This is a genomic window from Vibrio cyclitrophicus, from assembly GCA_023206055.1.
GTDB classification, from domain to species: Bacteria; Pseudomonadota; Gammaproteobacteria; order Enterobacterales; family Vibrionaceae; genus Vibrio; species Vibrio cyclitrophicus_A.
Genome location: CP065367.1, coordinates 815,028 through 837,668, shown reverse-complemented (window position 1 = coordinate 837,668; position 22,641 = coordinate 815,028). Strand labels below are relative to the sequence as shown.

Annotated in this window: 16 protein-coding genes and 1 pseudogene; 10 read left to right on the top strand and 7 right to left on the bottom strand. The window is 42.7% G+C overall.

What is annotated here, in order from left to right; translation table 11 throughout:
* Positions 1 to 24 precede the first annotated feature (24 nt).
* Positions 25 to 564 carry a DUF3332 family protein gene (locus ITG09_19420; protein ID UPR55096.1) on the bottom strand — a complete coding sequence of 180 codons (540 nt, stop codon included), beginning with the start codon at positions 562 to 564 and terminating at the stop codon, positions 25 to 27.
* 234 nt (positions 565 to 798) lie between these two features.
* On the bottom strand, positions 799 to 960 hold the full coding sequence (locus ITG09_19415) for a hypothetical protein (protein UPR55095.1): 162 nt from the start codon (positions 958 to 960) through the stop codon (positions 799 to 801).
* Between the two features lie 266 nt (positions 961 to 1,226).
* Between ITG09_19415 and ITG09_19410 the strand changes: the two genes are divergently transcribed.
* Entirely contained in the window at positions 1,227 to 1,820 is a 594-nt protein-coding gene (locus ITG09_19410) for a hypothetical protein (GenBank protein UPR55094.1), read from the top strand.
* Positions 1,821 to 2,051: 231 nt separating this feature from the next.
* Here the strand turns inward: ITG09_19410 and ITG09_19405 are convergent, their stop codons facing one another.
* Positions 2,052 to 2,261: a hypothetical protein gene (locus tag ITG09_19405; protein UPR55093.1), complete on the bottom strand. Its 210-nt coding sequence runs from the start codon at positions 2,259 to 2,261 to the stop codon at positions 2,052 to 2,054.
* 929 nt (positions 2,262 to 3,190) lie between these two features.
* Here ITG09_19405 and ITG09_19400 point away from each other — a divergent pair.
* From ITG09_19400 to ITG09_19375, 6 genes are all read left to right on the top strand, one after another.
* Positions 3,191 to 4,123 carry an ABC transporter substrate-binding protein gene (locus ITG09_19400; protein UPR55092.1) on the top strand — a complete coding sequence of 311 codons (933 nt, stop codon included), beginning with the start codon at positions 3,191 to 3,193 and terminating at the stop codon, positions 4,121 to 4,123.
* 98 nt (positions 4,124 to 4,221) lie between these two features.
* Entirely contained in the window at positions 4,222 to 5,175 is a 954-nt protein-coding gene (locus ITG09_19395; GenBank protein ID UPR55091.1) for an iron chelate uptake ABC transporter family permease subunit, read from the top strand.
* Entirely contained in the window at positions 5,168 to 6,118 is a 951-nt protein-coding gene (locus tag ITG09_19390; protein UPR55090.1) for an iron chelate uptake ABC transporter family permease subunit, read from the top strand. The genes ITG09_19395 and ITG09_19390 overlap by 8 nt, the downstream gene beginning before the upstream one ends.
* 12 nt (positions 6,119 to 6,130) lie before the next feature.
* Positions 6,131 to 6,895, top strand: a complete 765-nt coding sequence (locus ITG09_19385) for an ATP-binding cassette domain-containing protein (GenBank protein UPR55089.1) — start codon at positions 6,131 to 6,133, stop codon at positions 6,893 to 6,895.
* A 338-nt stretch (positions 6,896 to 7,233) separates the two neighbouring features.
* Positions 7,234 to 8,259, top strand: a complete 1,026-nt coding sequence (locus ITG09_19380) for a two-component system response regulator (GenBank protein UPR55088.1) — start codon at positions 7,234 to 7,236, stop codon at positions 8,257 to 8,259.
* A complete protein-coding gene (locus ITG09_19375) occupies positions 8,252 to 13,201 on the top strand; it encodes a transporter substrate-binding domain-containing protein (GenBank protein ID UPR55087.1) in 4,950 nt (1,649 codons plus the stop codon). The genes ITG09_19380 and ITG09_19375 overlap by 8 nt, the downstream gene beginning before the upstream one ends.
* Before the next feature lie 93 nt (positions 13,202 to 13,294).
* On the opposite strand, the gene ITG09_19370 is transcribed toward ITG09_19375, so the two are convergent.
* On the bottom strand, positions 13,295 to 14,185 hold the full coding sequence (locus tag ITG09_19370) for a LysR family transcriptional regulator (GenBank protein ID UPR55086.1): 891 nt from the start codon (positions 14,183 to 14,185) through the stop codon (positions 13,295 to 13,297).
* A gap of 295 nt (positions 14,186 to 14,480) precedes the next feature.
* Between ITG09_19370 and ITG09_19365 the strand changes: the two genes are divergently transcribed.
* On the top strand, positions 14,481 to 15,656 hold the full coding sequence (locus ITG09_19365) for an MFS transporter (GenBank protein UPR55085.1): 1,176 nt from the start codon (positions 14,481 to 14,483) through the stop codon (positions 15,654 to 15,656).
* Positions 15,657 to 15,829: 173 nt separating this feature from the next.
* Positions 15,830 to 17,152 carry an IS4 family transposase gene (locus ITG09_19360; GenBank protein UPR55084.1) on the top strand — a complete coding sequence of 441 codons (1,323 nt, stop codon included), beginning with the start codon at positions 15,830 to 15,832 and terminating at the stop codon, positions 17,150 to 17,152.
* 179 nt (positions 17,153 to 17,331) lie between these two features.
* On the opposite strand, the gene ITG09_19355 is transcribed toward ITG09_19360, so the two are convergent.
* The 3 genes and pseudogenes from ITG09_19355 to ITG09_19345 all read right to left on the bottom strand — a co-directional run bounded on the left by ITG09_19355 (position 17,332) and on the right by ITG09_19345 (position 21,950).
* The gene (locus ITG09_19355; protein ID UPR55083.1) at positions 17,332 to 20,088 is read right to left on the bottom strand and encodes an immune inhibitor A; all 2,757 of its coding nucleotides are present in this window, start codon (positions 20,086 to 20,088) and stop codon (positions 17,332 to 17,334) included.
* 47 nt (positions 20,089 to 20,135) lie between these two features.
* Positions 20,136 to 20,481, bottom strand: a pseudogene (locus ITG09_19350) (hypothetical protein).
* 503 nt (positions 20,482 to 20,984) lie between these two features.
* The gene (locus ITG09_19345) at positions 20,985 to 21,950 is read right to left on the bottom strand and encodes a hypothetical protein (protein UPR55082.1); all 966 of its coding nucleotides are present in this window, start codon (positions 21,948 to 21,950) and stop codon (positions 20,985 to 20,987) included.
* 153 nt (positions 21,951 to 22,103) lie between these two features.
* Here ITG09_19345 and ITG09_19340 point away from each other — a divergent pair, with 153 nt between their 5' ends.
* Positions 22,104 to 22,571, top strand: coding sequence for an Lrp/AsnC family transcriptional regulator (locus ITG09_19340; protein UPR55081.1), 468 nt, complete (start codon positions 22,104 to 22,106; stop codon positions 22,569 to 22,571).
* Positions 22,572 to 22,641: the final 70 nt, after the last annotated feature.

Below are 22,641 nucleotides of genomic sequence, written 5' to 3'. Positions count from 1 at the left end.
GAGTCTCAATGTGAGCTAAAAACCTTAAGCCTCAGAGCCTTGGATCTTCTCTAGCTCAGCGATAGTTGTTTGAGACACTAACTGACCGTCCATGTAGTAAGTCACGTTCTGACCTTCTTTGATACCAGTCAGCGTTGCTGTTTCGCCACTGGTGTAGACGATATCCATTTGGATAGTGTTTTCGTCGATCTTGATCATCTCACCAGTCTCGATAGTGCGGTTGTTTGAGATTGGACCGACAGGTGCCTCTTTTAGGCTTGGGTCAAGTTCATCATTAACTTTGAAGTGTGTGTCTGTTTTTGTATCGAACACGTGTGGCGCGCCGCTGATTGGGTTTTTACCCGTCCAGAATTCAAGTGAGTTGAATACTACGTAGTCGGCTGCGGTAGTAATACCGTACACAGGCGCTAATAAGAAGTTTACACCTGCACGAGCATAGCGGTTATCGACAACTTCAACGTTAAATTTCATCACTTTCCCTGTTACGGCGTTACTGCCGATACAACCAGTTAGCGCAGAAGCCAAAACCGTTAGTCCTATAATTTTAAGTGCAATCTTTTTCATTTTAGTACCTGTATAAGTTAGAAGTCTGTTTCGTTGGAACAGGTGTAGTATGGTTTTTATTCGATGGTCAGTTTTACCATTTAACGCCATTGGCGATATAAAGTGGTCACGCATTTGAAGCATCAAAATTTGGCTATGGGGAACTTAACTACAGAAAATACAGGCATAAAAAAAGCGCGACCTAAAAGGGCGCGCTTAATTTTTTGAAAGGAAGAGTCGTGATAATAACAGCGGTTACTTCATGACATAGTTATAAGTCTTCACCGCAAGCCAACGGAAAAATCGGAATAAAAGGGTGGTGGCTTTAAAGACAAACTTGGCAATTGAGACCGTTGCTTCACCAGCAATGCTCACGCACTTATGTAAATCGGATTCTTTGTATTCTGAATAGGTCATGATGCTCTCTCACTTCTCGCTGTTATTTTGCATATATAAGTAAAGACTCCTGTCTGGCTGTATACCCTGAGTGCGTAATGTACGAATATTCGCCGATCGGGACTTACCATTTAATGCCATGCGGTCTAAAAATTAGCCGAATGAGAATGTGTTGAGCGATTTTAAACACCTACCTAGGGTTCGCGCCTGAAGTAACCGAAAAACCGTGGCTAATAATGGTATGATCTCGGGTTCAGCACCGTGAGTTATAAAGAATAGGAAAGAGAATGAGCAACCTTACAGAACAGCAGGAAGCCGCAATGGCGACGTTTAAAGAAAACTTACACCTGCCAAATGGTGGTTTTCATAAACTGATCATCGAGCTAAGTAAGGAATTTCAGCTGCCTTTTCAAAAGGTGCGTGCCGTTTTAAAGAAAGCTCAAAAAGACGTTGAACGTCAAATCCGCGAAGATTTTTCGAGTGTCGATGAAGCGGTTCTTAGCCAAGACAACTGGCTGAGTATCATTAAGTCGAAGCTGGTCGAACTGGCGGTAGATAACCAAACGGTTATGGATAAACTGCAACTCAACCTGAAATATCAGAAAGTGTTGGCCGCAACCAATGGTTCAATCGCAAGTGAAGACGAGCGTGATGAATTGATTGAAGAGTTGATTCAAGCTTATGAGAAAGAGGTGTTCAAACCTTTACTGGCGATGCTGCATACAACAAAGCTGTATTGGAAGTTAATGCTGGTGGATGAGACATGTAAGATGAATGAGGAGAATCGTGAGAAGTTCAGTGATTACCCTCAACACATGCAAGCTGCAGAACACTTATATATGCTGGATCAGAAGTTAAGGTCGATGCCGTTAACCTATTAGTCCATGAATGCACTGATAATGACGCAGTGGTGATTCAGAGTTTGATATAAGTTGGCTTCAATAGAAGCACGATAACCTAGCTAGCGTTAGCCGCGTGTGAAATGCAAAAAGGGCTAGGTTTCAGATCTGTTTTACTTCTACTCTATTTTGTTCTGCTAGAGCGAATTGAGGGTGACATCTTTTATATCTTTGGAACTAGGCGATGTTTCTTTTGGTCGCCTTTGGGAAATGCTATAGGAGTGTGAAATGTCCTAGGGTGTTTCCGTTGCGTGAAACGATAGTTCCGATGCTGTCTCTTTCATTAAATTCAAAGTCGATGAGATAACTGTTGTGTTGTAGCTTGGGCAATATGTGGCGGTGGAGTATATCGCTATTGAGCTGTCGAATCTCGGTGACCCATGAAAGTTCTTCTTTATGTAAATCTATTTTGATCTTGAGCATTTATTACCTTTTAGTTTATTGACTGTTTTTTCGCGTGATAGTTGGTACCAATGGGTTTGTCTTGTTGTTCTGCGTGACATAACTGTGCCTTGTGTTTATTACATTTATATTTAAGTAGTCGATCTATTTTGAATTCGCTAAAAAGAAAGCAAATGACGAATAGAACGGTAATGGGATCTAATTGAGAAGCTATTGAATGACTATCTGGGTGAAAGCTGACGCAGAGATGGTGTAACGAGGAATCGAGAACTGTCTTTGTGGAACTTGGACTTACTTTAGCATTAACAGCTCTATAGATTAGAGCCAGGTGGCGAACTATACGCCTAGTTTTTAGAATTACAACCCTATTTTCAATTAAATTTAAAAATATTTTTGAGTGATTTGTCATCGCTTACTGAAGGGTAAATGAGCGAAGAGCAGGGGGACTTGCCTTGATATGTGACTAGACTTGGCTTTGCGTCTGTTCGTATTCATTATCATTAGTGGTTTAAATTAAAGCAGTAAATTCACTAATGATTAAGTGGCTGTTATATATCATCTTTACATTGTAAATTACAAATCGTAACTTTGGGTCAAGTGCCGTGATTGCAGGTCTTTAGGTCACTTTTTGCCATCAAATGTCCTCTCCAGATTGATAATTATTTTCCTTTTCGTGTCTTTTTCTATTTCTGATTCCTAATACTTTTCTTGACTACGCAAAACATGAATACTCACTTTTACATTTCTGAATAATAAAGTTGTTGTGTCGCCAATTTAGTGCAAATATAATTGATAATAATTCTCACTTGCGTTACAAGTTTGTTGTCAAATCAATGACAGACTTTAAATTATCGTTATTTAGCAGTTGTGTACGCCCCATGCTCGTCTATGAGTGATGTGACTTTCATTGTCATGAGTAGTGGTTTTGTATCAATGGCAAAGGAAGAAACATGAAGAAAACAATCAATTCAGTTCGCCAGTTATTTAGCGGGCTTGCCATCGTTCTAGCATCATCATTCATGATGACCGCACAAGCGGAAACGGTCACCATTGAGCATGTAAAAGGCACAGCGCAGTTTACTGAAGTACCACAGCGAGTGGTGGTTCTTGGCCATGGTAGCTTAGACGTGCTAGATCAAATTGGTGTGCAACCAGTTGGCGCGCCTCATAGCTTGCTGCCTGATTACCTCGCTTCATACAAAGAAACGACAGCAAATACAGGCTCATTAAGCGAACCTGATTTTGAAGCTATCTACATGTTGAAACCAGACATCATCATCGCGGAAAACCGCATGCTTAAGGTTTACGACCAACTAACACAGATCGCTCCTACGGTCATGTTCTCTATTGAAGGTGATAAGTACTGGGCTGATGCTCAACAAAACTGGCGCGCGCTAGGCGACATTTTTGGTAAGCAAGCTGAGGTCGAAGCAATCATTAAAGAGACTCAAACTTCGATCACTGCGATAAACGACAAAGTGGCGTCTAACGAAACTTCAGCCATGATGCTAATGAACAACGGCAACAACATTGCTATGTTCAACAAAGGCAGCCGTTTCTCAATCATCTTTGATGATTTTGGCTTCGTTGAGTCAAAGAGTGCAACAGTGGCTCCGATCAAAGGAACACACGGCAATCTAATCTCTTTTGAATACATTGCTGATGCGAAACCTGAAGTGCTTTACGTTCTTGACCGCGAAAAAGCGATTGGCCGATCTGAAGGACGCGCACAACAACTGTTTGATAACCCATTGGTAGCAGCAACACCAGCAGCACAGCAAGGCAACATCGTTTACCTTGACTCAAGTGCTTGGTATCTGGCAGGCGGTGGTGTCACTGCGATTCACAGAATGCTTGGTGATGTTGAACGTACTATTCAATAGTTACTCATCATCAGATTTTTGGGCTTATAAGAGTGTTCTTATAAGCCCTTTTCACTTTTCATACGGGCTACCCGAGACCTACCTTTAGTATTATTTCTATGTTGAAACCCATTGCAGCTGCTGTATTTCTTGTTGTGTTATGCATTGCGTCATTGATGATTGGAGTCGCTGAAATCAGTTTTAGTGACTTTTTCAATGGCAACCAACACGCCAACTCTATTTATATTGTTAGTCGGATTCCTAGGTTGTTCGCGATTGTGCTTGCTGGCGCTGGTTTGAGTGTCGCAGGCTTGATCATGCAGCAGATCGTACAGAACAAGTTTGCCGCACCTTCGACTATGGGGACCATTGACTGTGCTATGTTGGGTTACATCGTCGGTATTCTAGTGCTAGGTAACGCTGCGCAATGGAGCTACTTAGGCTTTATTTTCGCGTTTGCCGTTTTCGGGACCATGTTGTTGGTGCGTTTCTTACAACACCTCAAGTTCAAAAATGCGGTTTTGGTGCCTTTGATTGGCATAATGTACGGCAACGTTGTCTCGTCTTTAACAACCTTCATTGCTTATAAGTACGACTTAGTACAAACCATGTCTGCATGGACGATGGCGAACTTTGCGAGCGTGTTGCAGGGCAGCTATGAAATCCTTTATCTCGCAGTGCCTGCTTGTGTGCTGGCTTACTATTTTGCGAGCCAGTTCAGTGCGGCGAGCATCGGTGAGAGCTTCGCGAAAAACATCGGCTTGAATTACCAGAAGATCGTCTTTATTGGTGTTGCATTGGTTGCTATCTGCGCCTCTTCTGTGGTGATGATTGTTGGTGTTATCCCATTCCTTGGCCTTATCGTGCCGAATATCGTGTCGCTGATGATGGGCGATAATATGAAGAAGATTCTTCCTTGGACAGCTTACTGGGGCGTGATCTTGGTGCTGGCTTGTGACCTGTTAGCTCGAATCGTCATCTTCCCTTATGAGATTCCAATCTCAATGGTAATCAGCATCTTTGGTGGCTTGATTTTTATTTACCTAATCATGAGAGACAAGTCGAATGCGTGATTCAATAAAAATTGCGATTCTGGCTATCGCGTCTTTGGGTATGGCGGCCGTATTTGTGGGGCAGGGACTTACGTGGGATAACTACGAGTTCTTCTTGTCTCTGCGACTACCAAAACTGCTGTCGATTGTGTTGGCGGCGGTAGCGATTTCTGCGTCGTCATTGGTTTTTCAAACCATTACTAACAATCGAATTTTAACCCCATCCATCTTGGGCTTTGATAGCTTGTATATGTTGGTTCAAACGTCGCTTTTGTTTGTGTTTGGTAGCGTCAGCTTCTGGGTGATTGATTCCATCGCTAACTTTTCGTTGTCTGTGACTGTGATGATCTTGTTCTCGTTTGCTCTGTTCCATTTCTACTTTAAGAGCAAGCGAAACAACGTATTTACACTACTGTTGATTGGTATTGTGTGTGGCAGCGTATTCTCGAGTCTGTCTAGCTTCTTAGCGATGTTGATTGATCCAAACGAGTTCGCAGTGCTGCAGAATGTGATGTTCGCAAGCTTCAATAACGTGAAAGGCGAACTGGTTTACCTCAGCCTTATTCCATTGGGTTTGAGTTTGCTCGGTTTATGGGTATTGGCGCCTAAGCTTGATGTACTTTGGCTTGGCGTCGATAACGCGACAAGCTTAGGCGTGAACACCAAGCGACTGACTCAGATTACCTTGGTGATTGTGTCAGTGATGGTGGCAGTGTCTACTGCTTTGGTTGGCCCAGTACTTTTCTTTGGCTTGATCACCGTGAGCTTGGCTCGTCAGATGTTCAGCTCTTATCAGCATCGTGTGCTTATCATTGCTAGCAGTTTATTAGCGGTGGTGCTACTTGTTTCTGGCCAATGGTTTATCGAAAAAGTGATGGCGTTTGAAACCACAGTGAGTGTGATCATTAACTTGGTCGGCGGTTTGTATTTTATGTTCTTGTTGTTGCGCACCAGAATTCAGTAAAGGTAGTAAGTAGTGATTAAATTAACAGGTTTAAGTAAGAAGTATGGCAAATCACTCGTGGTTGATGATGCCAGTGCTATGTTCCAGAAAGGAGAAGTGACTTCTATCATTGGCCCAAATGGTGCGGGTAAAAGTACACTGCTTTCAATGGCGAGCCGCTTAACAGACAGTGACGCGGGTGAAGTTATTATTGGCGATAAGCTACTGGCTGAATGGGATACCAAAGAACTGGCTAAGCACCTTGCGGTGTTAAGACAGTCGAACAACATCAATATGCGATTTACGATTCGTGAATTGGTCTGTTTTGGTCGTTTTCCTCATTCTCAAGGTCGTTTGAAAGACGAAGATCATAACATCGTCGACACAGCACTAGAACACCTTGGCATTACCGACATTCAAAACAAATACCTTGATGAATTGAGTGGCGGTCAGCGTCAAATGGCGTTTATCGCAATGGTTGTGGCGCAAGATACGGATTATGTGTTCTTAGATGAGCCACTGAACAATCTAGATATTAAACACTCTGTAGAGATCATGCAGACGCTGCGTCGTTTAGCGCATGAGTTTAATAAAGCGGTAGTGATTGTAATTCATGACATCAACTTTGCTTCTTGTTACTCCGATAATATCGTCGCGATGAAGAAAGGCAAAGTGGTTAAATCGGGTAAGGTTTCGGAAGTGGTTGAAAAATCAGTGATGGAGTCCATCTATGAGATCCCATTTGAGATTCGCGAGTTCGATGGCGTTCGAATCTGTATGTATTACTCTGGTCGTTAGGCCTATTAGTTTCTAGCTACCTAAAGGAAAAGAGCTCCCGTACGAGGAGCTCTTTTTGTTTCTGGTTGCCGAATCTTTTGTTAACGCCTCTTAATGGTCGAAAGCTTGATTAACCAAAATAAAATTAGCTGCACAAAGGGTGAAAAATTGAATTTAACTGTGAATTGTTCAAACATTGTACGTCAAGTTTCTGGCATGCATATGAGCTCACCGTTAGTTTGACGTCACTCGAAGATCTATCCTCAATTTTTAACAAACATTTGTCATTTTCATATTGAGAGGTGTGAAAATCCATCTACACTATGGTTATAACTGTTTGATTTTTATACGAGGTATCAATGAGTCGGAAACCTATAGTGTTAGTCGTGGATGACACTCCAAGTAACTTGGATGTGTTAACGGCAATACTCAAAGATACCTATCAAGTGAAAGTGGCAATTAACGGTACTATTGGTATTAAAATTGCGAAAATGGTACCGCAACCCGATCTCATTCTTCTTGATATTATGATGCCCGATATTGACGGGTATGAGGTATGCAGCCAACTTAAAGCTCAGCCGAATACTGCTCACATTCCTATCATTTTCGTGACAGCCAAAATTGGTCCAGAAGCCGAAGTGAGGGGCTTGTCATTGGGGGCTGTTGACTATCTAACGAAGCCAATTACGCCTGAAATCGCACTACAACGTGTAAAAACTCATATTGCTCTTTATGACCAACAACGCGCGTTGTTTAGTCAGGTAAAAGAGAAAACTCAAGAGATCAATCTCGGCAAGCTAGAAACATTGAACATATTGGGTAGAGCGGCTGAATTCAAAGATAATGAAACCGGTATGCACGTCATGCGCATGAGTCATTATTGTGAAGTTTTAGCCAAAGCCTTAGGCATGACAGACGAAGATGCAGAGACTCTCCGTGATGCGGCGCCTATGCATGATATTGGGAAAATCGGCATTCCTGATAGTGTGTTGTTGAAGCCCGGTAAGTTAGATGCTGATGAATGGGCTACCATGCAAAAGCACGTTGAGTATGGTGTTGAGATACTGGGTAGACAAAGTGATTCAAAGTTGATGCGAATGGCAACCCAGGTGGCGCAGTATCACCATGAAAAATGGGATGGCAGCGGTTATCCAAATCAGATCGCGGGTGAAGCTATTCCTTTAGTTGGTCGGATTGCGGCTGTTGCTGACGTGTTTGATGCTCTGACGGCTGAAAGGCCTTACAAAAAAGCGTGGAGTGTTGAAGAGGCGCTTTCTCTAATTACGGAGCAGAAAGGCAAACACTTTGACCCGACAATAGTCGATTTGTTTCTCGTTAACTTGCCCGAAATACTAGCGATTAAAGAGAAGTTCAAAGATGAATAAGCGCTTTGTTATAACGATTAAACAGTGCTTTGTCCTCATTTCTAGTTTGTTTTTTCTTCTCATTAGTTTGTCATATGTGCACGCTGAGAGTGTCAATGAAGATAATTTAGACTCATGGTTGGAAAGTAAACCTACGGTGACTTTTATCGCGCTTTCTGGTCATTACCCTTATTCTTTTATCGACGATAATGGAGAGGTGTCCGGTATTATTCGGGATTGGGCGAATGAGTTTGAACTAAATTATGGAATCGAAACGGACTTTATAAGCGTAAATTCTAACTCTGAAGCAAAACAAGCACTGCTTGATGGGAAAGGAGATGTTTTTCCTTTTCAGCAGTTTGACCCGAGCGAAGGTGGGCGATTTCTCGCTACTAACCCTTATATTCCCTACCAAATCGCGGTGATCCTTCCCACCGACGACCCTACTACTGACAATATTGAACAGTCCGAAAAACGGCGTATCGCCATGGTCAAAGATAGTATCGATTTAGAAAAGTCGGGGGTACAACTCAGTTCGATAGAAAGAGTCCAATTCGATACGGCGATTGATGCTATTCGCGCTCTCGAAGACGGTTCAGTCGATGGCATGCTTGCTGAGCCAGTCACTACGTTAGATCTCGCTCACAAGAGCGGCGTATACAGTTTAGCGGTTAATTACGTTCTCGATCGCTGGAAATATATAGAAGCTTCAATGGTTGTTCGAACTAAAGACGCTGAGTTGCTTGGTTTGTTAAACCAGCAAATCGCAACGTTTGATATTGGTAAGAAAAACCAAATTTTATCGTTCTGGTTAAAAGATTCACCCTACCGCACTCCAGTGAAAGGTGTATTTGGGTTTGGTAATCCGCCTTACATGTATCCTGAAAGTACATCGGTAGGGATTGAGCATGACATTATGCAGCGTGCTCTCAATAATATGGGCTACCGACTAGGTGACGTTGTCACTCTTCCTCGTAGCGCAGCCAACCAGGCTATTGATAATAATAGTTCGATATCGTTTGTTTCGGGAATACAGGCTGATGGGTCTTCAGTCCATTTTTTGAGTGACAAAATAATGGATGTAGAGTTTGTACCTATTTCGTTAAAAAGACGCAACTTGAACCTCAACTCTGCCGAAAATTTATCGTTGGGTGCTTTGCTATTTGATGATACTTCGCCAATAAAAAACTCCGTTGAGATACTGAGAAACAAAGTCAGTATCGGTAGTATCGAGGATATCGACAGCTTAGAGTCTGCATTTTCTCAATTACGCGCACAAAACGTCGATTTATTAATGGTTGAGAAACGAGTACTGAGGTGGTTTGTCACGAATACCCGTTTCATTGAGATGCGTGAAATCGAACTACATGAAGATTTTAAAGTCGACTATCCGATTTATGTTGATTTTAGAGTAGCTAAGCTAAGAGACAGCTTCAATGAAGCGATTAAGTATCTAAAGCAAACTGATGACGAGTTTCAGCAAATACTTGAAAATCAAGTTAAGAATGATCTTACAGCCGTGCTGAGAAAGGCCGACATTATCGCTCAAATATCGGCTTATTTTATTGTGAATGACCGCTTTGAAGAACTCCCTAGGATCTTCGATATATTCGATGCTGAACATACTTTTAGGGTGATTTCTGCACAAGCGGATAACAACAAAAGACCTATTGAATCTTGGTATTTAGGCGAAGAGCTAGATTCTTCATTAAGTAAAAAAAATACGTCCACATTCTCATCTGTCACTAAAGGTGCTGGCTATAAAACGCAAACAGGCAGTATTAATGCGGGCTTCATGACGTTTTATTTTGATGTAAATTCGGTTGAAAGGAATTATGTATATTTCCCTTCCATTGAACAATTTGAATCGTTTGGAGAAGGAGCACAGCGTTATATCGCCGGTGTCTATCAATCAAACAACTTGACTGGTGAGCTTCTAAATCTCAGCCAAAAAGAGCGTCAATGGATCAAGAACCATCCCGAACTAAAAGTAGGTATCGACCCCAATTCATTACCTTATGAAGCCTTGTCTAGTAAGGATGAATATATTGGAATGATTGATGATTACCTGACGTTAATTGAACAAAAAACTGGGTTACGATTGAGTCATGTTGATGTTGAAAACTGGCAAGAAACTCGCAGACTCGTTGATCACCGTCAGGTTCATCTAGTGTCTGCTGCTGTCGAGAACCGCTCGTTAGGTGAAAATGTAAAACCAGCAAAAGCGCTATTTTCTAGCCGTCTTGCTATAGCTTCACACCGAGATATTAATAGTCTTGTGCTTGAAGAAGCTTATGGATGGAAGCTTGGAATATTAGCAAATGGTGCCAATACTGAAGCTATTGTGGAAAGTTACCCAAATATTGAATGGGAGCTTGTCGATTTTACGAGAAAAGGGTTGGAGCGAGTTGAGTCTGGTGAGCTCGATGGAATTATTGACACTGTCGACGTGCTTAATTACTTGATCGATTCGTTTGGTTACCGAGGTATTGGGATCATTGGGCGATTAGATTTTTTCTTGTCACCAACATTTCATGTCATAAAGTCTGAGCCGTTATTGTTGTCAATTATGAATAAAGCGATTGAAAATATATCGGCTGAAGATCATCAAAAAATATCAGCTAAATGGGCGGCACCTAAAGCGATTGAAAAAATTGATTACCAACTGGTTTATACCATATCGGTATTCTCGATCGTGATAGTGTTGCTGATTGTATTTTGGAATAGAAAGCTATCCAAACAAATCACTATTGCCAATAACGCGACCGAAGCACTTCGCAAAGCACAAGATCAACTATACAACATCCTGAATACTTCGCCTATCGCGGCGAGTGTCATTGTTGATGACCAAGTGCGTTATGCAAATGATACGGCCAAACGCCTATTTGGGGTGGGACGAAAAGAACTCTCTTCTATCGATGTTGAAGTTGTTTATGACTCTTTGTCTGATCGTGATGCGTTTTACAAAGAGCTAGATCTTAACGGTAAAGTAGTCAACCGGGAGTTAGTGCTGAGAAAGTTTGATGGAGGCCGCTTTGTCGCGCTTGTGAGCTATTACCTATTTGAACTTGATGGGGAAGTCGCGACTCTATTTTGGGCTTTTGATATCTCTGAAATGAAGCGCCTAAATGAGCAACTTGAAGAAGAGAAAGAGAGAGCGGATCTCGCAAGCCAAGCTAAATCTGATTTCTTAGCTAACATGAGCCATGAGATCAGAACACCGATGAATGCGATTATCGGTTTGTCTTATTTGGCTATTGGCGAAATATCTAATCCTGTTGCTCGAAATTATATCGAGAAAGTGCATCGTTCAGGACATTCACTGTTAAGTATCATTAACGATATCCTCGATTTTTCTAAAATAGAAGCGGGGCAGCTATTCATTGATAGCATCCCATTTAACCCTATGGTGACCTTTAAAGATGTCATAGAACTGATGGAGTCTAAGGCGTCAGAAAAGCAACTTAACCTATCGATGTCTGTTGACCCAGAGTTAAACAGTCCAATGCTCGGCGACCCGTTAAGGCTCTTTCAAGTCATTCTTAACCTTATTGGTAATGCCATTAAATTCACAGAGTTTGGACATGTGACATTAACCGCTGTTCTACTGGAGTCTAACGATCACTGCGTGAGTATGAAGATCAGTGTATCCGATTCGGGAATCGGGATATCAGAAGAGAATCGACACAAGCTCTTTCAAGCATTTAGTCAAGCTGACAGCACCACGACCCGAAAATTTGGCGGTACTGGTTTAGGACTTAATATAAGCCAAAAATTGGTTCACGCGATGGGAAGCAAAATCACGGTTGAGAGTCTGCTAGGGCAAGGCAGTGAGTTTTCTTTTGAGCTGACACTACCAAGATCGACTCATGAAGAGTTAACCCAGTTTAAAGCCCAAGAGCTGCAGTTGGATTATCAGATAGAGTTCAAAGGGCAGAAGGTACTGTTGGTTGAAGACAATGAACTCAACCAAGATCTTGCTTTGGCTTTCTTCAGTAATTCTAAGTTGGATGCTGACCTTGCACAGAACGGTCGAGAAGGGTTAGAGATGGCTCGTAACAATGATTACGAGATGATCTTTATGGATCTTCAAATGCCGATTATGGATGGCTTTGAAGCGACAGCATTGATTCGTGAGTTTAATAAAAAAGTGCCTATTATAGCGATGTCGGCCAACGTGTTTGCAGATGCCAAACAAAGAGCAAGGGAAGCGGGTGTCACCGACTTCTTGGACAAGCCGATCATTATTGATAAAGCGACCTCTTTGATTTCCAAATACATTGTTCCGGAGTTACTGGTCGAAGGGAAACCGTCAACTGATACATCGGCGAAACCACAGCAGAAAGACAATTTGAATCCAAGTCACGGGGTTGAGTTAGGCTCTAGTAGCGCAAGTTTGCCTATTTTTTCTAAGCTTCGATTTGAACAGCTCACCAATCATGACGTTGAATTACAAACCAAGGTGCTGAATAGGTTCTGCCAAGGTGCGCCTGAGATTATGGTAGAAACGTATGATAACCTCACGCAACTCGAATGGGTGACGTTAGAACGAAATTTGCACACGTTGAAAAGCATGGCGGCTTCGATTGGTGGATTACGACTAGCAGAGCGACTTAGTGATTTAGAAAGTAAAGCTCACAACAAGGCGTGTGATGAGAAGGATCTTAAACAAGGAAACTCTGGGTTGGCTGAACTGATTCAAGCGGTCGAGAGCGAGTTTGAGGCGTCATGCACTGAGGAAGCTGAGATTAGTCTTGGTTATGACTCTGACTCATCTAGCATCACCTCAGAGCAACGTAGCAAGTTGTTATCACTGCTGGATGCTTATGATAATGATGCGACGCAATACGTGTCGGAGTTGCTCATCGAGTATCCACATTCGGATGTCTTGAAAGAGGTGCGAAGTGCGTTAGAGAATTACGATTTCGAGCGAGCTAATGAGGTGCTTAGTACCTCTGAATAGCCGATTACACATATCACTTCAATATTAAAGCCTTTAACTCTTACCGTGAAATAACGAACTAGCTAAAGGCTTTAATCTTATCTATGTGCTGAACTAATGGCTGACGTTTTGCTTGATGAGATCAATCACCGTGTTGTATCGGTGTGGCAGCTTTCGGTTTCGCTTTTGAACCAAATATAAAGTCTCTTCCACTTCCACCTTCGGCGGCACAACGTGCAGCTTGTCCCTTTCAGCAAAGTGCTCAACGGCTCCTGCGGGTAATACAGTGAACCCCAGCCCTTTAGATACAGGCAATAAAATCTGGTGAAGCTGATTGATATAACCAGACGTCGGTATTTCGTTGATGTTAATGTTCGCTAGATCTTTATCCCCGCAGAGATCGAAGTACAAAGACAGATAGTGAGCCGAATCGGGGTGAGCGATTAGGCCAATTTCGTGCAGAACTTGTGGGGTAATTTCTAGATCGGCAAGGCTGTGATGCACAATAAGACACAAGGCTTCTTTGCCTATCACTTGGCTTTGGTAATAACTGTCGTTAGGCGAGTGCCTTACAATGCCGATATCCGTTGTGCCTTGAAGCAGGTCGTTCAATATCTTCTGGTTCGGTGCTGCTTCGAGGTGAATGTTTAACTCTCGGTGTTGCTGCTGAAGTTGAAGAAATTCTGGATAAAGACGCAAAGAGAGTGAACCTGAACACGAGACGTTACATTGCCCAGAATATGGGTTATCGAAGCTCAAAGATTCGAACAGATCTTCTTGGTCTTTCTCTAGCTTAAGCGCATAACGATACATAATTCGACCTTGTTCGGTCAGCTCGAAGCTCTTATTTTCCCGCGATAGCAGGTCACAGTTGCAAGCTTGCTCCAGCTTCTTGATATGTTGGCTCACGCCTGGCTGTGTCATATACAGCTTTTCTGCAGTTTGGGTGAAATGACCAACTTCAACCAGAGTCTTAAACGTATTGAGCCAAAGTGGATTAATCATACTCACCTTTAAATTCCGTAGCTCATAAATCCAAGAGCTTTCCAAGTAACAAAGCTCATGAACAACAAAGCTTATAAATAACAAAAAATTATTATTATCTTAAGTCATGATAATTTCAATGTTCAGAACGTCAAGCCGAAAAGAACACGGCATCTTTGGTGGAATACTGTTCGCAGGTCGAGACTACAGTCTGCTTAATTGAGTGCTTTCGTGAGTTCATTAGAAGTAACAAAGTGTTGCGACTTTGTTGGATTTTTGGTCTATTGACCAACTGTGCTCATATTTAGGAACGAAGATGAATAGAAATGTTTGGCTACTCTCACTGTGTCAGGCCTTGTTGATGACAGGGAATATCTTACTGATCTCGGTGATTGGCTTGATAGGCAAGCAGATTGCACCCAGTGTCAGTATGATTACGTTGCCCGTTGCGCTGCAGTTTTTAGGCTTAATGGCAGCCACGATTCCTGCGTCTTTGATTTCGGGTAAGCTAGGACGAAAGAGAGGGTTTAGCATTGGTAATGTCGTGGGTATTACAGGGGCAAGCCTTGCTACTTACGCGTTATCTCAGCAGCATTTTTACTTGTTTTGCTTCGCCACATTTTTGCTCGGTATCGGTATTGGCTTTGGTACGCTTTATCGCTTTGCTGCTATCGAAGTGTGTGATGAAAATGCACGACATCGAGCCATTTCTATCTCGATGGCTGGTGGCGTTCTTGCTGCAGTACTGGGGCCGAACTTAGCGATTATGTCTCAGCAGTGGTCGCAAGATGGTTTGTACATTGGTGCCTTTGCTTCTTTGATTGGATTGAACATTCTTGCGTTACTCATCTTACAAACCATTCAATTTCCGAAAGTCTCTTTTAATAGTCAGGCACCCAAAGCCGATCCTCTCAGTGTGATTGTGAAAGCGCCTAACTTTATCGGTGCTGTGTTTGCAGCCATGGTCGCTTATGCAGTGATGAACATTCTAATGACGGCGACACCATTGGCGATGATCGGCTGTGGATTCGACTTTACTAAGGCCGCCGGTGTGATTGAATGGCACGTGTTGGGTATGTTTGTTCCGGCATTTTTTACTGGCTCACTTATCGAGAAGTTCGGTTCGCGAATGATGATTTTGGCGGGTGGGGTATTATTTGTTGTTTGTATTGCTATCAATATTCATGGCGAATCTATCTGGCACTTCAGAGCGGCGTTGGTGGTACTTGGTGTCGGTTGGAACTTTATGTTCATCGCTGCAACAGGCTTGTTTAGCCAGTCTTATCAGTCTCAAAATAAAGCTAAGGCGCAAGCATTTAATGAATTCGTTGTGTTTGGTTGTGTGACCGTTACGGCATTGCTATCTGGTTGGCTAGAATCGACTGCAAGGTGGCAGAACCTAAATATCTACGTATTACCATTCGTGTTAGCGGTTATCTTACTGTTCGCGTTCAGCGCACGTAAATCACGCATTCAAAAGCAGCCTGTATAACGAGTATCGAGTGTGAATCAGTAAATCTATTGCTGAGAGCAAATTACGATTCCTTGGAATAAAGACAAATAAAAAGCCCTACCATGTCGGTATAATGCCGATCGTTTAAGAAGACTTGAACGATCCTGCAGTTAGAAGATAATCCTCATCAACAATGTTGATGGGGATTTTTTATGCTTGAACAAGAATTAGCAATGGCACACGAGACCATTGAAGATGCCGACAATTATGAATCTGTCGTCGACGCCATTCAGATTGAGTGGATAGAACAAGCTCTTCTTGAAACCAATAAAGCGAGCATAAGACGACGCCGACTTCCCGCTCAGCAAGCTGTCTGGTTAGTTATTTGGATGGGACTGCAACGCAACATGTCTATCAAAGAGGTATGCAGTTCATTAGACATCGCACTTCAGCCTAAACCTGAAGATAGTTGGTCTCGTGTTGCACCCAGTGTCCTAACTGATTCACGCCGACGTCTAGATGAGAGTCCGTTAGCGGCTCTGTTTCACACAACGGTAAAGGCTTGGCGCGAAGATATCCTTCAACAAGACAAAGACTTAGGGCTTAATGTTCTTGCTGTCGATGGGACAACATTTAGGTGTCAAGATTCCACAGAGAACGCTGAAGAATTTGGGTTCATCTCTAAAAAATTGAAACCTTACCCTCAACTTCGTTTAGTCGCTTTGATGTCAACAGAAACACGAATGATTATGGGGGCAGCTTTTGATGGTTGTCATGTCGGTGAAACGACCCTAGCCAAGCGCCTATTCAATGATATCCCCGCACACTCATTGACCTTATTTGATCGTTGTTATTTCTCGGCAGACCTTTTGTTGTCGTGGCAAGAGAGTGCGGAAAATGCTCACTGGTTAATGCCTGCAAAACGTAAGCTACGCTATGAAGTGTTGGAGAAATATGCTGAGAACGATATGCTCATTTCAATGCCTATCTCTCCTCAAGCTCAACGGCAGAACCCAAATTTACCCGCACGTTGGGAGGCCAGATTAGTCTTATATCAAGAGCCAAAAGGTGAGATAAAAGGTTTTATTACTTCACTTACAGACCCTAGTAAATACTCGCTAGAAAGCTTGCTGCGTATTTATTGGCAACGCTGGGAGATTGAAGAGGGTTATGGTGAAATAAAACAGACTCAACTGCAAAGCCACGTCACTTTACGAAGTCGTTTTTCTGCCGGTGTGAAGCAAGAGCTTTGGGGCGTATTACTCGCCTATAACTTAGTGCGATTAGAGATGGTTAAGATAGCTTCAGAAGCCGGGGTTCGAGCAACTAGGGTAAGCTTTACTGCTGCAATTAACCTTATAGATGCTCAGTTACGTTGGTTAGCTTTAAGTCCAGACGGAACCCTACCAGTCAAACTTAAAAGGATGAGAGAAAGTCTGAGTCACTTCATTCTTCCAGATAAAAGAAAGGACCGAACGTTTCCACGTTCAGTCCTCTTTGTTCCAGCCAAATATCCGTTTAGGTTCAAGCAGTAATGCTTATCCGAACGGCATTATACCATGTCGGTAGGGCTTTTGCTTACGGCTTAAATAATAACGTTTTCTTAAAACTGCTGTCTTGGCTTATATCCTATGACAACAGTACTTAAGCTTGGTTTATCAGTACGCTCGTTATTGGTTACGTACTTATTTCAATGACTTGAGGTTGGAGCGAATTATAGGTCGACCATAATGGTCTTAGTCGTAATCCCGCCTTGGTCATCGATTACCTTCAAGGTCACCTCATGTTTCCCGTATGAAGGGAAGATAGAAGTGTATGTGCGACCTCGTTTCACTTTTCCATTTGGAAGCGTCCATTCAGTATCAACGATACGACCATCACTGTCTGAGCTTGTTGACCACATGGTTACCCAACGTCCCAAGTGGATGTACTTCGCACTTGCTTGCGGTAGGGCGTTTGGAGATTCAACATTCACTACAGAGCTGAACGAATCAGTGGCGCCTTTGTCGTCGACAACAGTCAAGCTCACCGTGTAATCACCGGCTTGCTCGTAAGACCAAGTTGGTGCCATTTCGTTGCTTGTTGCACCGTTACCAAAGTCCCATAGGTAGCGAGTAATTTCACCGTCTTGGTCAGAACTGAAGTTGCTTGCAGAAACATTGAGACCATTAACGTTAAGCTCGAAGTTCGCAGTCGGCGTGATGTTGTGTTGGCTTACTTTAGATAAGCGCACTACGCCGTATTCGTTGTTGTCACTCTGATTGACAATATCAACCGCTAAACCAAATTCAGTCAGGATACGCCCTGAATCGGGTGCTTGAGGTGATGTGTAATCTTGGTCGTCAGAGAAACTGGCATTACTCACCAAACTGGTGTCTTCAAGTACGTCATTGTCACTGTTTACAAGTCGCATTGGCGTGTGATCTTTGAGTGAGAACGCAGCATCTCGAACTTGGTAGCGAGTTTGAGCAACTTCGCCTGAGTTTTCCCATACCATGGCATTTTGGTCTGCGTCTACAACACCTAACCAACCTTCACCTGGGTGTTTGCCAACCCAGTTATCGGTAAGAGATTCGTCGACATACCAAATGATCAGGCCCGGATCGAACGACATCAATTGACCCATGCGTTTGATGTTAGCTAGGCCTTCATCAACATCCATGTGGCTGCGCCATTGCAGTAGGTAGTAGTGCTGGGCTTGATGGAATCCATTACTGAGCTTGTAGCCATTAAGGGCAAAGGTGGAGTTGCTTTCACCATCGTCTATCTCGGTTACGTCACCATCGACAACCACAGTAAGGTTATCTAGATAGAAACCTTCCATCGCCAAGCCACCATCTGTGATGTACTCAAACGAAAGCTCTACTTCTTGGCCTGTCCATTGTGAAACGTCAAACTCAGCATCAATCCAACCGCCAGACTCACCACCAATCGCAGGGACTAGACCCGTGTTGTATGGGTCATCCATTGAGGTGATATTGCCTACGATGGCTTGTCCATTCACGAGTACGCGTGCAAAGTCGTAATCTTTCTCGATTTCGTACCAAGTTTTGAATGAAAGCAGCGCTGAGTTACCCTCTGGAATCAACAGCTTACGAGTCATGCTGCTTTTTAGGTCATCGCCTTTTTGAGAGTGGAAAGAGTACTCACCAGCAAACGGTTTCAAACCCTCGATTTGTTTCTCTGGAAGATCCACTTTAATCATGTTCGGACGGCTGTTGTCCGTGGTTTGGAACAGCGTATAAACCTGTGGGTTGTCTTCTAGGTCATCAATTGAGATTTGATCATCGTTAATCCAACGACCACCAATCGACTTCTGTAGGAAGTGTTTTGCCCAAGAACTGAATGCGGTTGGTTGAGTACCACCAATTTGACCGGCCCAGCTGCCAGAAGACATGATAGACCAGTATGAAACGGGCTCACCTTTGCCTGTGTATTGCGTGTCGTACTCGTCTGGCAGACCTAAATCGTGACCATATTCGTGAGCACAAACACCCGCTGCCGCATCAATCGGCTGAATCGTGTAATCAAATGCTGCGTATTGGCCATTAAAGCGGTCTGGAAGCGAGCTAGAGGTGCCTTCTAACACATGTGTGCGACCAAGGTTGAATCGATGAGACCAGATTGCATCAGGGCCTAAAACACCACCACCGGCTTCTTCACCTACGGATGCGTGAAACACCATTAGGTGATCAATCACGCCATCGGGTTCACGGAAGTTTCCATCGCCGTCGTAATCGTAACGATCTTCGATGTCGTAATCCGCGAGGTTGATGCTCGGATCTTGAGCCAATTGATTTAGCGCTTCACGAACCAGTTCTTGTGCGTTCAAGTCATTGTCGGTAGTCGGGGAGTTACCACCATAGAAAGACGCAGGTTTCGAGGCGCGATACCAACCCGCAGCTTGGCCCGCAACGCTGTAACTGTCACCCGATTCATTTTGGTAATATTGGCGCATCGAAATTAGGTTTTCGCCATTTGGCCCTGTGTAACCCGAATTAGAAAACAACAATTCTTGATAATGTTCTGGGTTGTAGCTCTCGTAGAGCATTTGCGTGTGCTCTTCGGTTAGCTTGTTGTCATCCCAGTTCAAATCCGGGAAATCAACCAATAGCGCGAGCACTTTATCGGTACGCTTGGTGCCGACTTCCAAAGCAAAGACGCTCGCTTTTTTAACGCCAGACCCTTTTTCGATGGCTTTGAGTATTTTCGCTCGTTGCTCTAATGCTTTTTTACCGAACTGGGCATCGCCTTTAAAGCCAGAGTTGAGCTTGTTCTTTAAATAACGGTCAAGAGCATCGTGTTTTGCAATATCACTTGCGTCTTGTTCGACTAAGCCTTGTCTTACTAGCATTTCAATTAGTTTGTCTTCATTAACAACACCTAAATCAATCGGTGTTTTAGCATAACTACTGACGCTAAATAGAGTAAGCATTGCTGAAGCTAGCAATGTTTTTCTCATTATCTTCATTACATTTCCTTTTTGTATTTCCATGTCGATATCAGAATCAACTCGCCTTATTCAGAATGGTTGTCCGAGTTTGGCTTAATACACTCTTTTGGTGTTTTAGGTATCTGACGTTTATTAGTTAACTCGTTTTTTTCTTTCTATCTCGTTTGTATTACTAGACTCATTAGTACTTTCTATTTCTTGCTTATTTTTCAAATCAAACTGACGGCCTTTCACTTGCTTTGCGTTGAGATAGATACGTAAAGCTTCGCGGTTGTCCTCGTAGGTTAAGCCGGGACAAATAACGCCTCTTTCAATCAATGACTTGAGCAACAGTTCATCATTCTCAGTGGTGGAAGCCTGTGACAGTGAGGAGAAAAGTAGAACCATTAAAGCCATTGTTTTGTGTGACATTTTTATATCAAGCCATCATTTTTGATTATGTAACAAAATATATTTATAAAATTAACCAATCAAACTGATAATTATCACAAATCATTATCCGTTCCGCTTTCAACATTAAGAGTTAATATCAAATAAGATCGACTATTTATTTTATTGTCAGTTATTTAGTGAGTTTGGATGCATTAATAATTGATAGTCTTAATGATTAATAACAATGTTAGGATTATGGTTACTATGCTGGAGAGTGCTTTATATAAGGTGTCGGAGATTTATTAACTAAATCGATGTCCTATTTTTTATGTTTAATAAATGCACGTAATAATTGAGTGATTAGTAAATACTCATTCTCAAATTATTTTCACGAGAAATAGTATTAATTAGTTGTTCAAGCATGATTTTAAGGGCTTCACGAAGGGGGACTTCACGTTGGAACTGCGATACGGGGCTATGGAAGAGTAAAAAGAGCCCAAGTTTAGGCTCTTTCGTAACAGGTAAGCGAGTGTTTAGCGCTTCTAAGATTGGGATACATCGCGATAAAAGTATCGCTCACAAACACTTGGGTTGATACGCTTGATGACGTTAGATATCAAAGCGATAACGAGTACTGAGAATACGAGCCTTCCCCAGAATATGGTGTAGAAATCGGCTCCTATCAGCAGGATCAACAAAGTATCTTCTATCAGGCTGTGGAGTAGGTTGAGCAACATGATTGCTGTGAATACGTCTCTTGCGGAGATGTGTCCCTTTTTCGCTTCATTGATTAATAGTCCGCCCCCAAACGAAAGGCCAAGAGTAATCCCTATGATGGTTAGGTTGGTCGCGTCTTTGCTGATTCCCAATAACCTCAAGAATGGTCTCAATATTACTGCCATCAGTTTTTCAATTCCGACAAGCTTTAAAATCTTGAGTAGCAGTAATAGTGCTGAGATCACCATAAAGATAACCGCAAAACTCTTAAGCTGATCCAATGCCCAGGTGAGGTAACTTGTATCCGTTGATACTTCCGGTTGCCAAAGTACAGTCGCGGGGTAGTTGAGTAAGTCACCATATTGATAACTGAGGTTCAGCAGCCATGCTAATACCAAGCTGCCGCCAACTCTGACTGATAAGGTCGCCAACCAACTCACGCCTGCTTTTTTGGCTATTGCACCTTCGATTGGCAGTGAATGGGCGAGAAGCATCATGCTGCCTAATACGGAGGCTTGAGCGACAGTAAGGGGAACATCGGAACTGATGAGAATGATTAACCCAGCATAGATGTTAGTGAGTATGGTGGTTGCCCATACCAAGCCCATCTCTTTTGGCAAGCCAACGCTTTCCATTATAGGGCTTAACCATTCGCTAAGAATCACGATACCGCCGAGCTCTTCGATCACTTTTATCACGATGATGATTGGAATCATGATTCGAAACAGCGTCGATGTGACATCGAAAATCTCTTTAAGGAGTTCTTTAAAAAATTGATAAGTGAATTTCATTGTTACGACCATTATTCGATTGTGTTGTATGAGAAGATTTTATCGCGATTGTTGTGATCGTAATTTTGAAATGGCTTTGTAAAGTTGCATGAGATTTTTTAATTATCGTAGTATTGGAAATTATAAGTAACAAAACTATGGTTCTAAGAAATTATGGAAATAGACCGTATAGATCGAAGCATTCTGGTAGAGCTTCAAAAGAACAACCGAATTCCTAATCAAGCACTGGCGGAGATTGTTGGCTTATCACCGCCTGCTTGCTTGAAGCGAGTGAAGCGCCTGAGAGAAGAAGGCGTGATCGTGGGTGATGTGTCTATCATCAATCCTGAGCTTACTGGCAGTAAGATGACTTTGGTTGTGTCTGTGGAAATGGAGCGAGATCGAGGGGATATCTATCAGATATTTCGCCACTCTATTTCAAAGGCTGCGGAAGTTACTCAGTGTTATCAGATTTCCGGCAGCTTTGACTTCATGTTGATTGTTACGGTCAAAGACATTCAAGCATATGAAGATTTTGTGGAGCGGGTGCTGCGTAAAGACTTAAACATTCGAAAGTTCCACACCTCTGTATCAATGAGAACGGTGAAGTTTAGTACCGCAGTGAACTTAGATGAGTCATAAACGTTGGCTTGAAGATATGTGATGCATTGAGCTTTGTGAGGTCACTGGCTTATTTTTGCTTAAATAGCAG

Excerpts from the sequence above, each read along its gene's own strand:
- ITG09_19420 (UPR55096.1), bottom strand. The coding sequence starts at position 564 with ATGAAAAAGATTGCACTTAAAATTATAGGACTAACGGTTTTGGCTTCT.
- ITG09_19415 (UPR55095.1), bottom strand. The coding sequence starts at position 960 with ATGACCTATTCAGAATACAAAGAATCCGATTTACATAAGTGCGTGAGC.
- ITG09_19410 (UPR55094.1), top strand. The coding sequence starts at position 1,227 with ATGAGCAACCTTACAGAACAGCAGGAAGCCGCAATGGCGACGTTTAAA.
- ITG09_19405 (UPR55093.1), bottom strand. The coding sequence starts at position 2,261 with ATGCTCAAGATCAAAATAGATTTACATAAAGAAGAACTTTCATGGGTC.
- ITG09_19400 (UPR55092.1), top strand. The coding sequence starts at position 3,191 with ATGAAGAAAACAATCAATTCAGTTCGCCAGTTATTTAGCGGGCTTGCC.
- ITG09_19395 (UPR55091.1), top strand. The coding sequence starts at position 4,222 with ATGTTGAAACCCATTGCAGCTGCTGTATTTCTTGTTGTGTTATGCATT.
- ITG09_19390 (UPR55090.1), top strand. The coding sequence starts at position 5,168 with ATGCGTGATTCAATAAAAATTGCGATTCTGGCTATCGCGTCTTTGGGT.
- ITG09_19380 (UPR55088.1), top strand. The coding sequence starts at position 7,234 with ATGAGTCGGAAACCTATAGTGTTAGTCGTGGATGACACTCCAAGTAAC.
- ITG09_19375 (UPR55087.1), top strand. The coding sequence starts at position 8,252 with ATGAATAAGCGCTTTGTTATAACGATTAAACAGTGCTTTGTCCTCATT.
- ITG09_19370 (UPR55086.1), bottom strand. The coding sequence starts at position 14,185 with ATGATTAATCCACTTTGGCTCAATACGTTTAAGACTCTGGTTGAAGTT.
- ITG09_19365 (UPR55085.1), top strand. The coding sequence starts at position 14,481 with ATGAATAGAAATGTTTGGCTACTCTCACTGTGTCAGGCCTTGTTGATG.
- ITG09_19360 (UPR55084.1), top strand. The coding sequence starts at position 15,830 with ATGCTTGAACAAGAATTAGCAATGGCACACGAGACCATTGAAGATGCC.
- ITG09_19355 (UPR55083.1), bottom strand. The coding sequence starts at position 20,088 with ATGAAGATAATGAGAAAAACATTGCTAGCTTCAGCAATGCTTACTCTA.
- ITG09_19345 (UPR55082.1), bottom strand. The coding sequence starts at position 21,950 with ATGAAATTCACTTATCAATTTTTTAAAGAACTCCTTAAAGAGATTTTC.
- ITG09_19340 (UPR55081.1), top strand. The coding sequence starts at position 22,104 with ATGGAAATAGACCGTATAGATCGAAGCATTCTGGTAGAGCTTCAAAAG.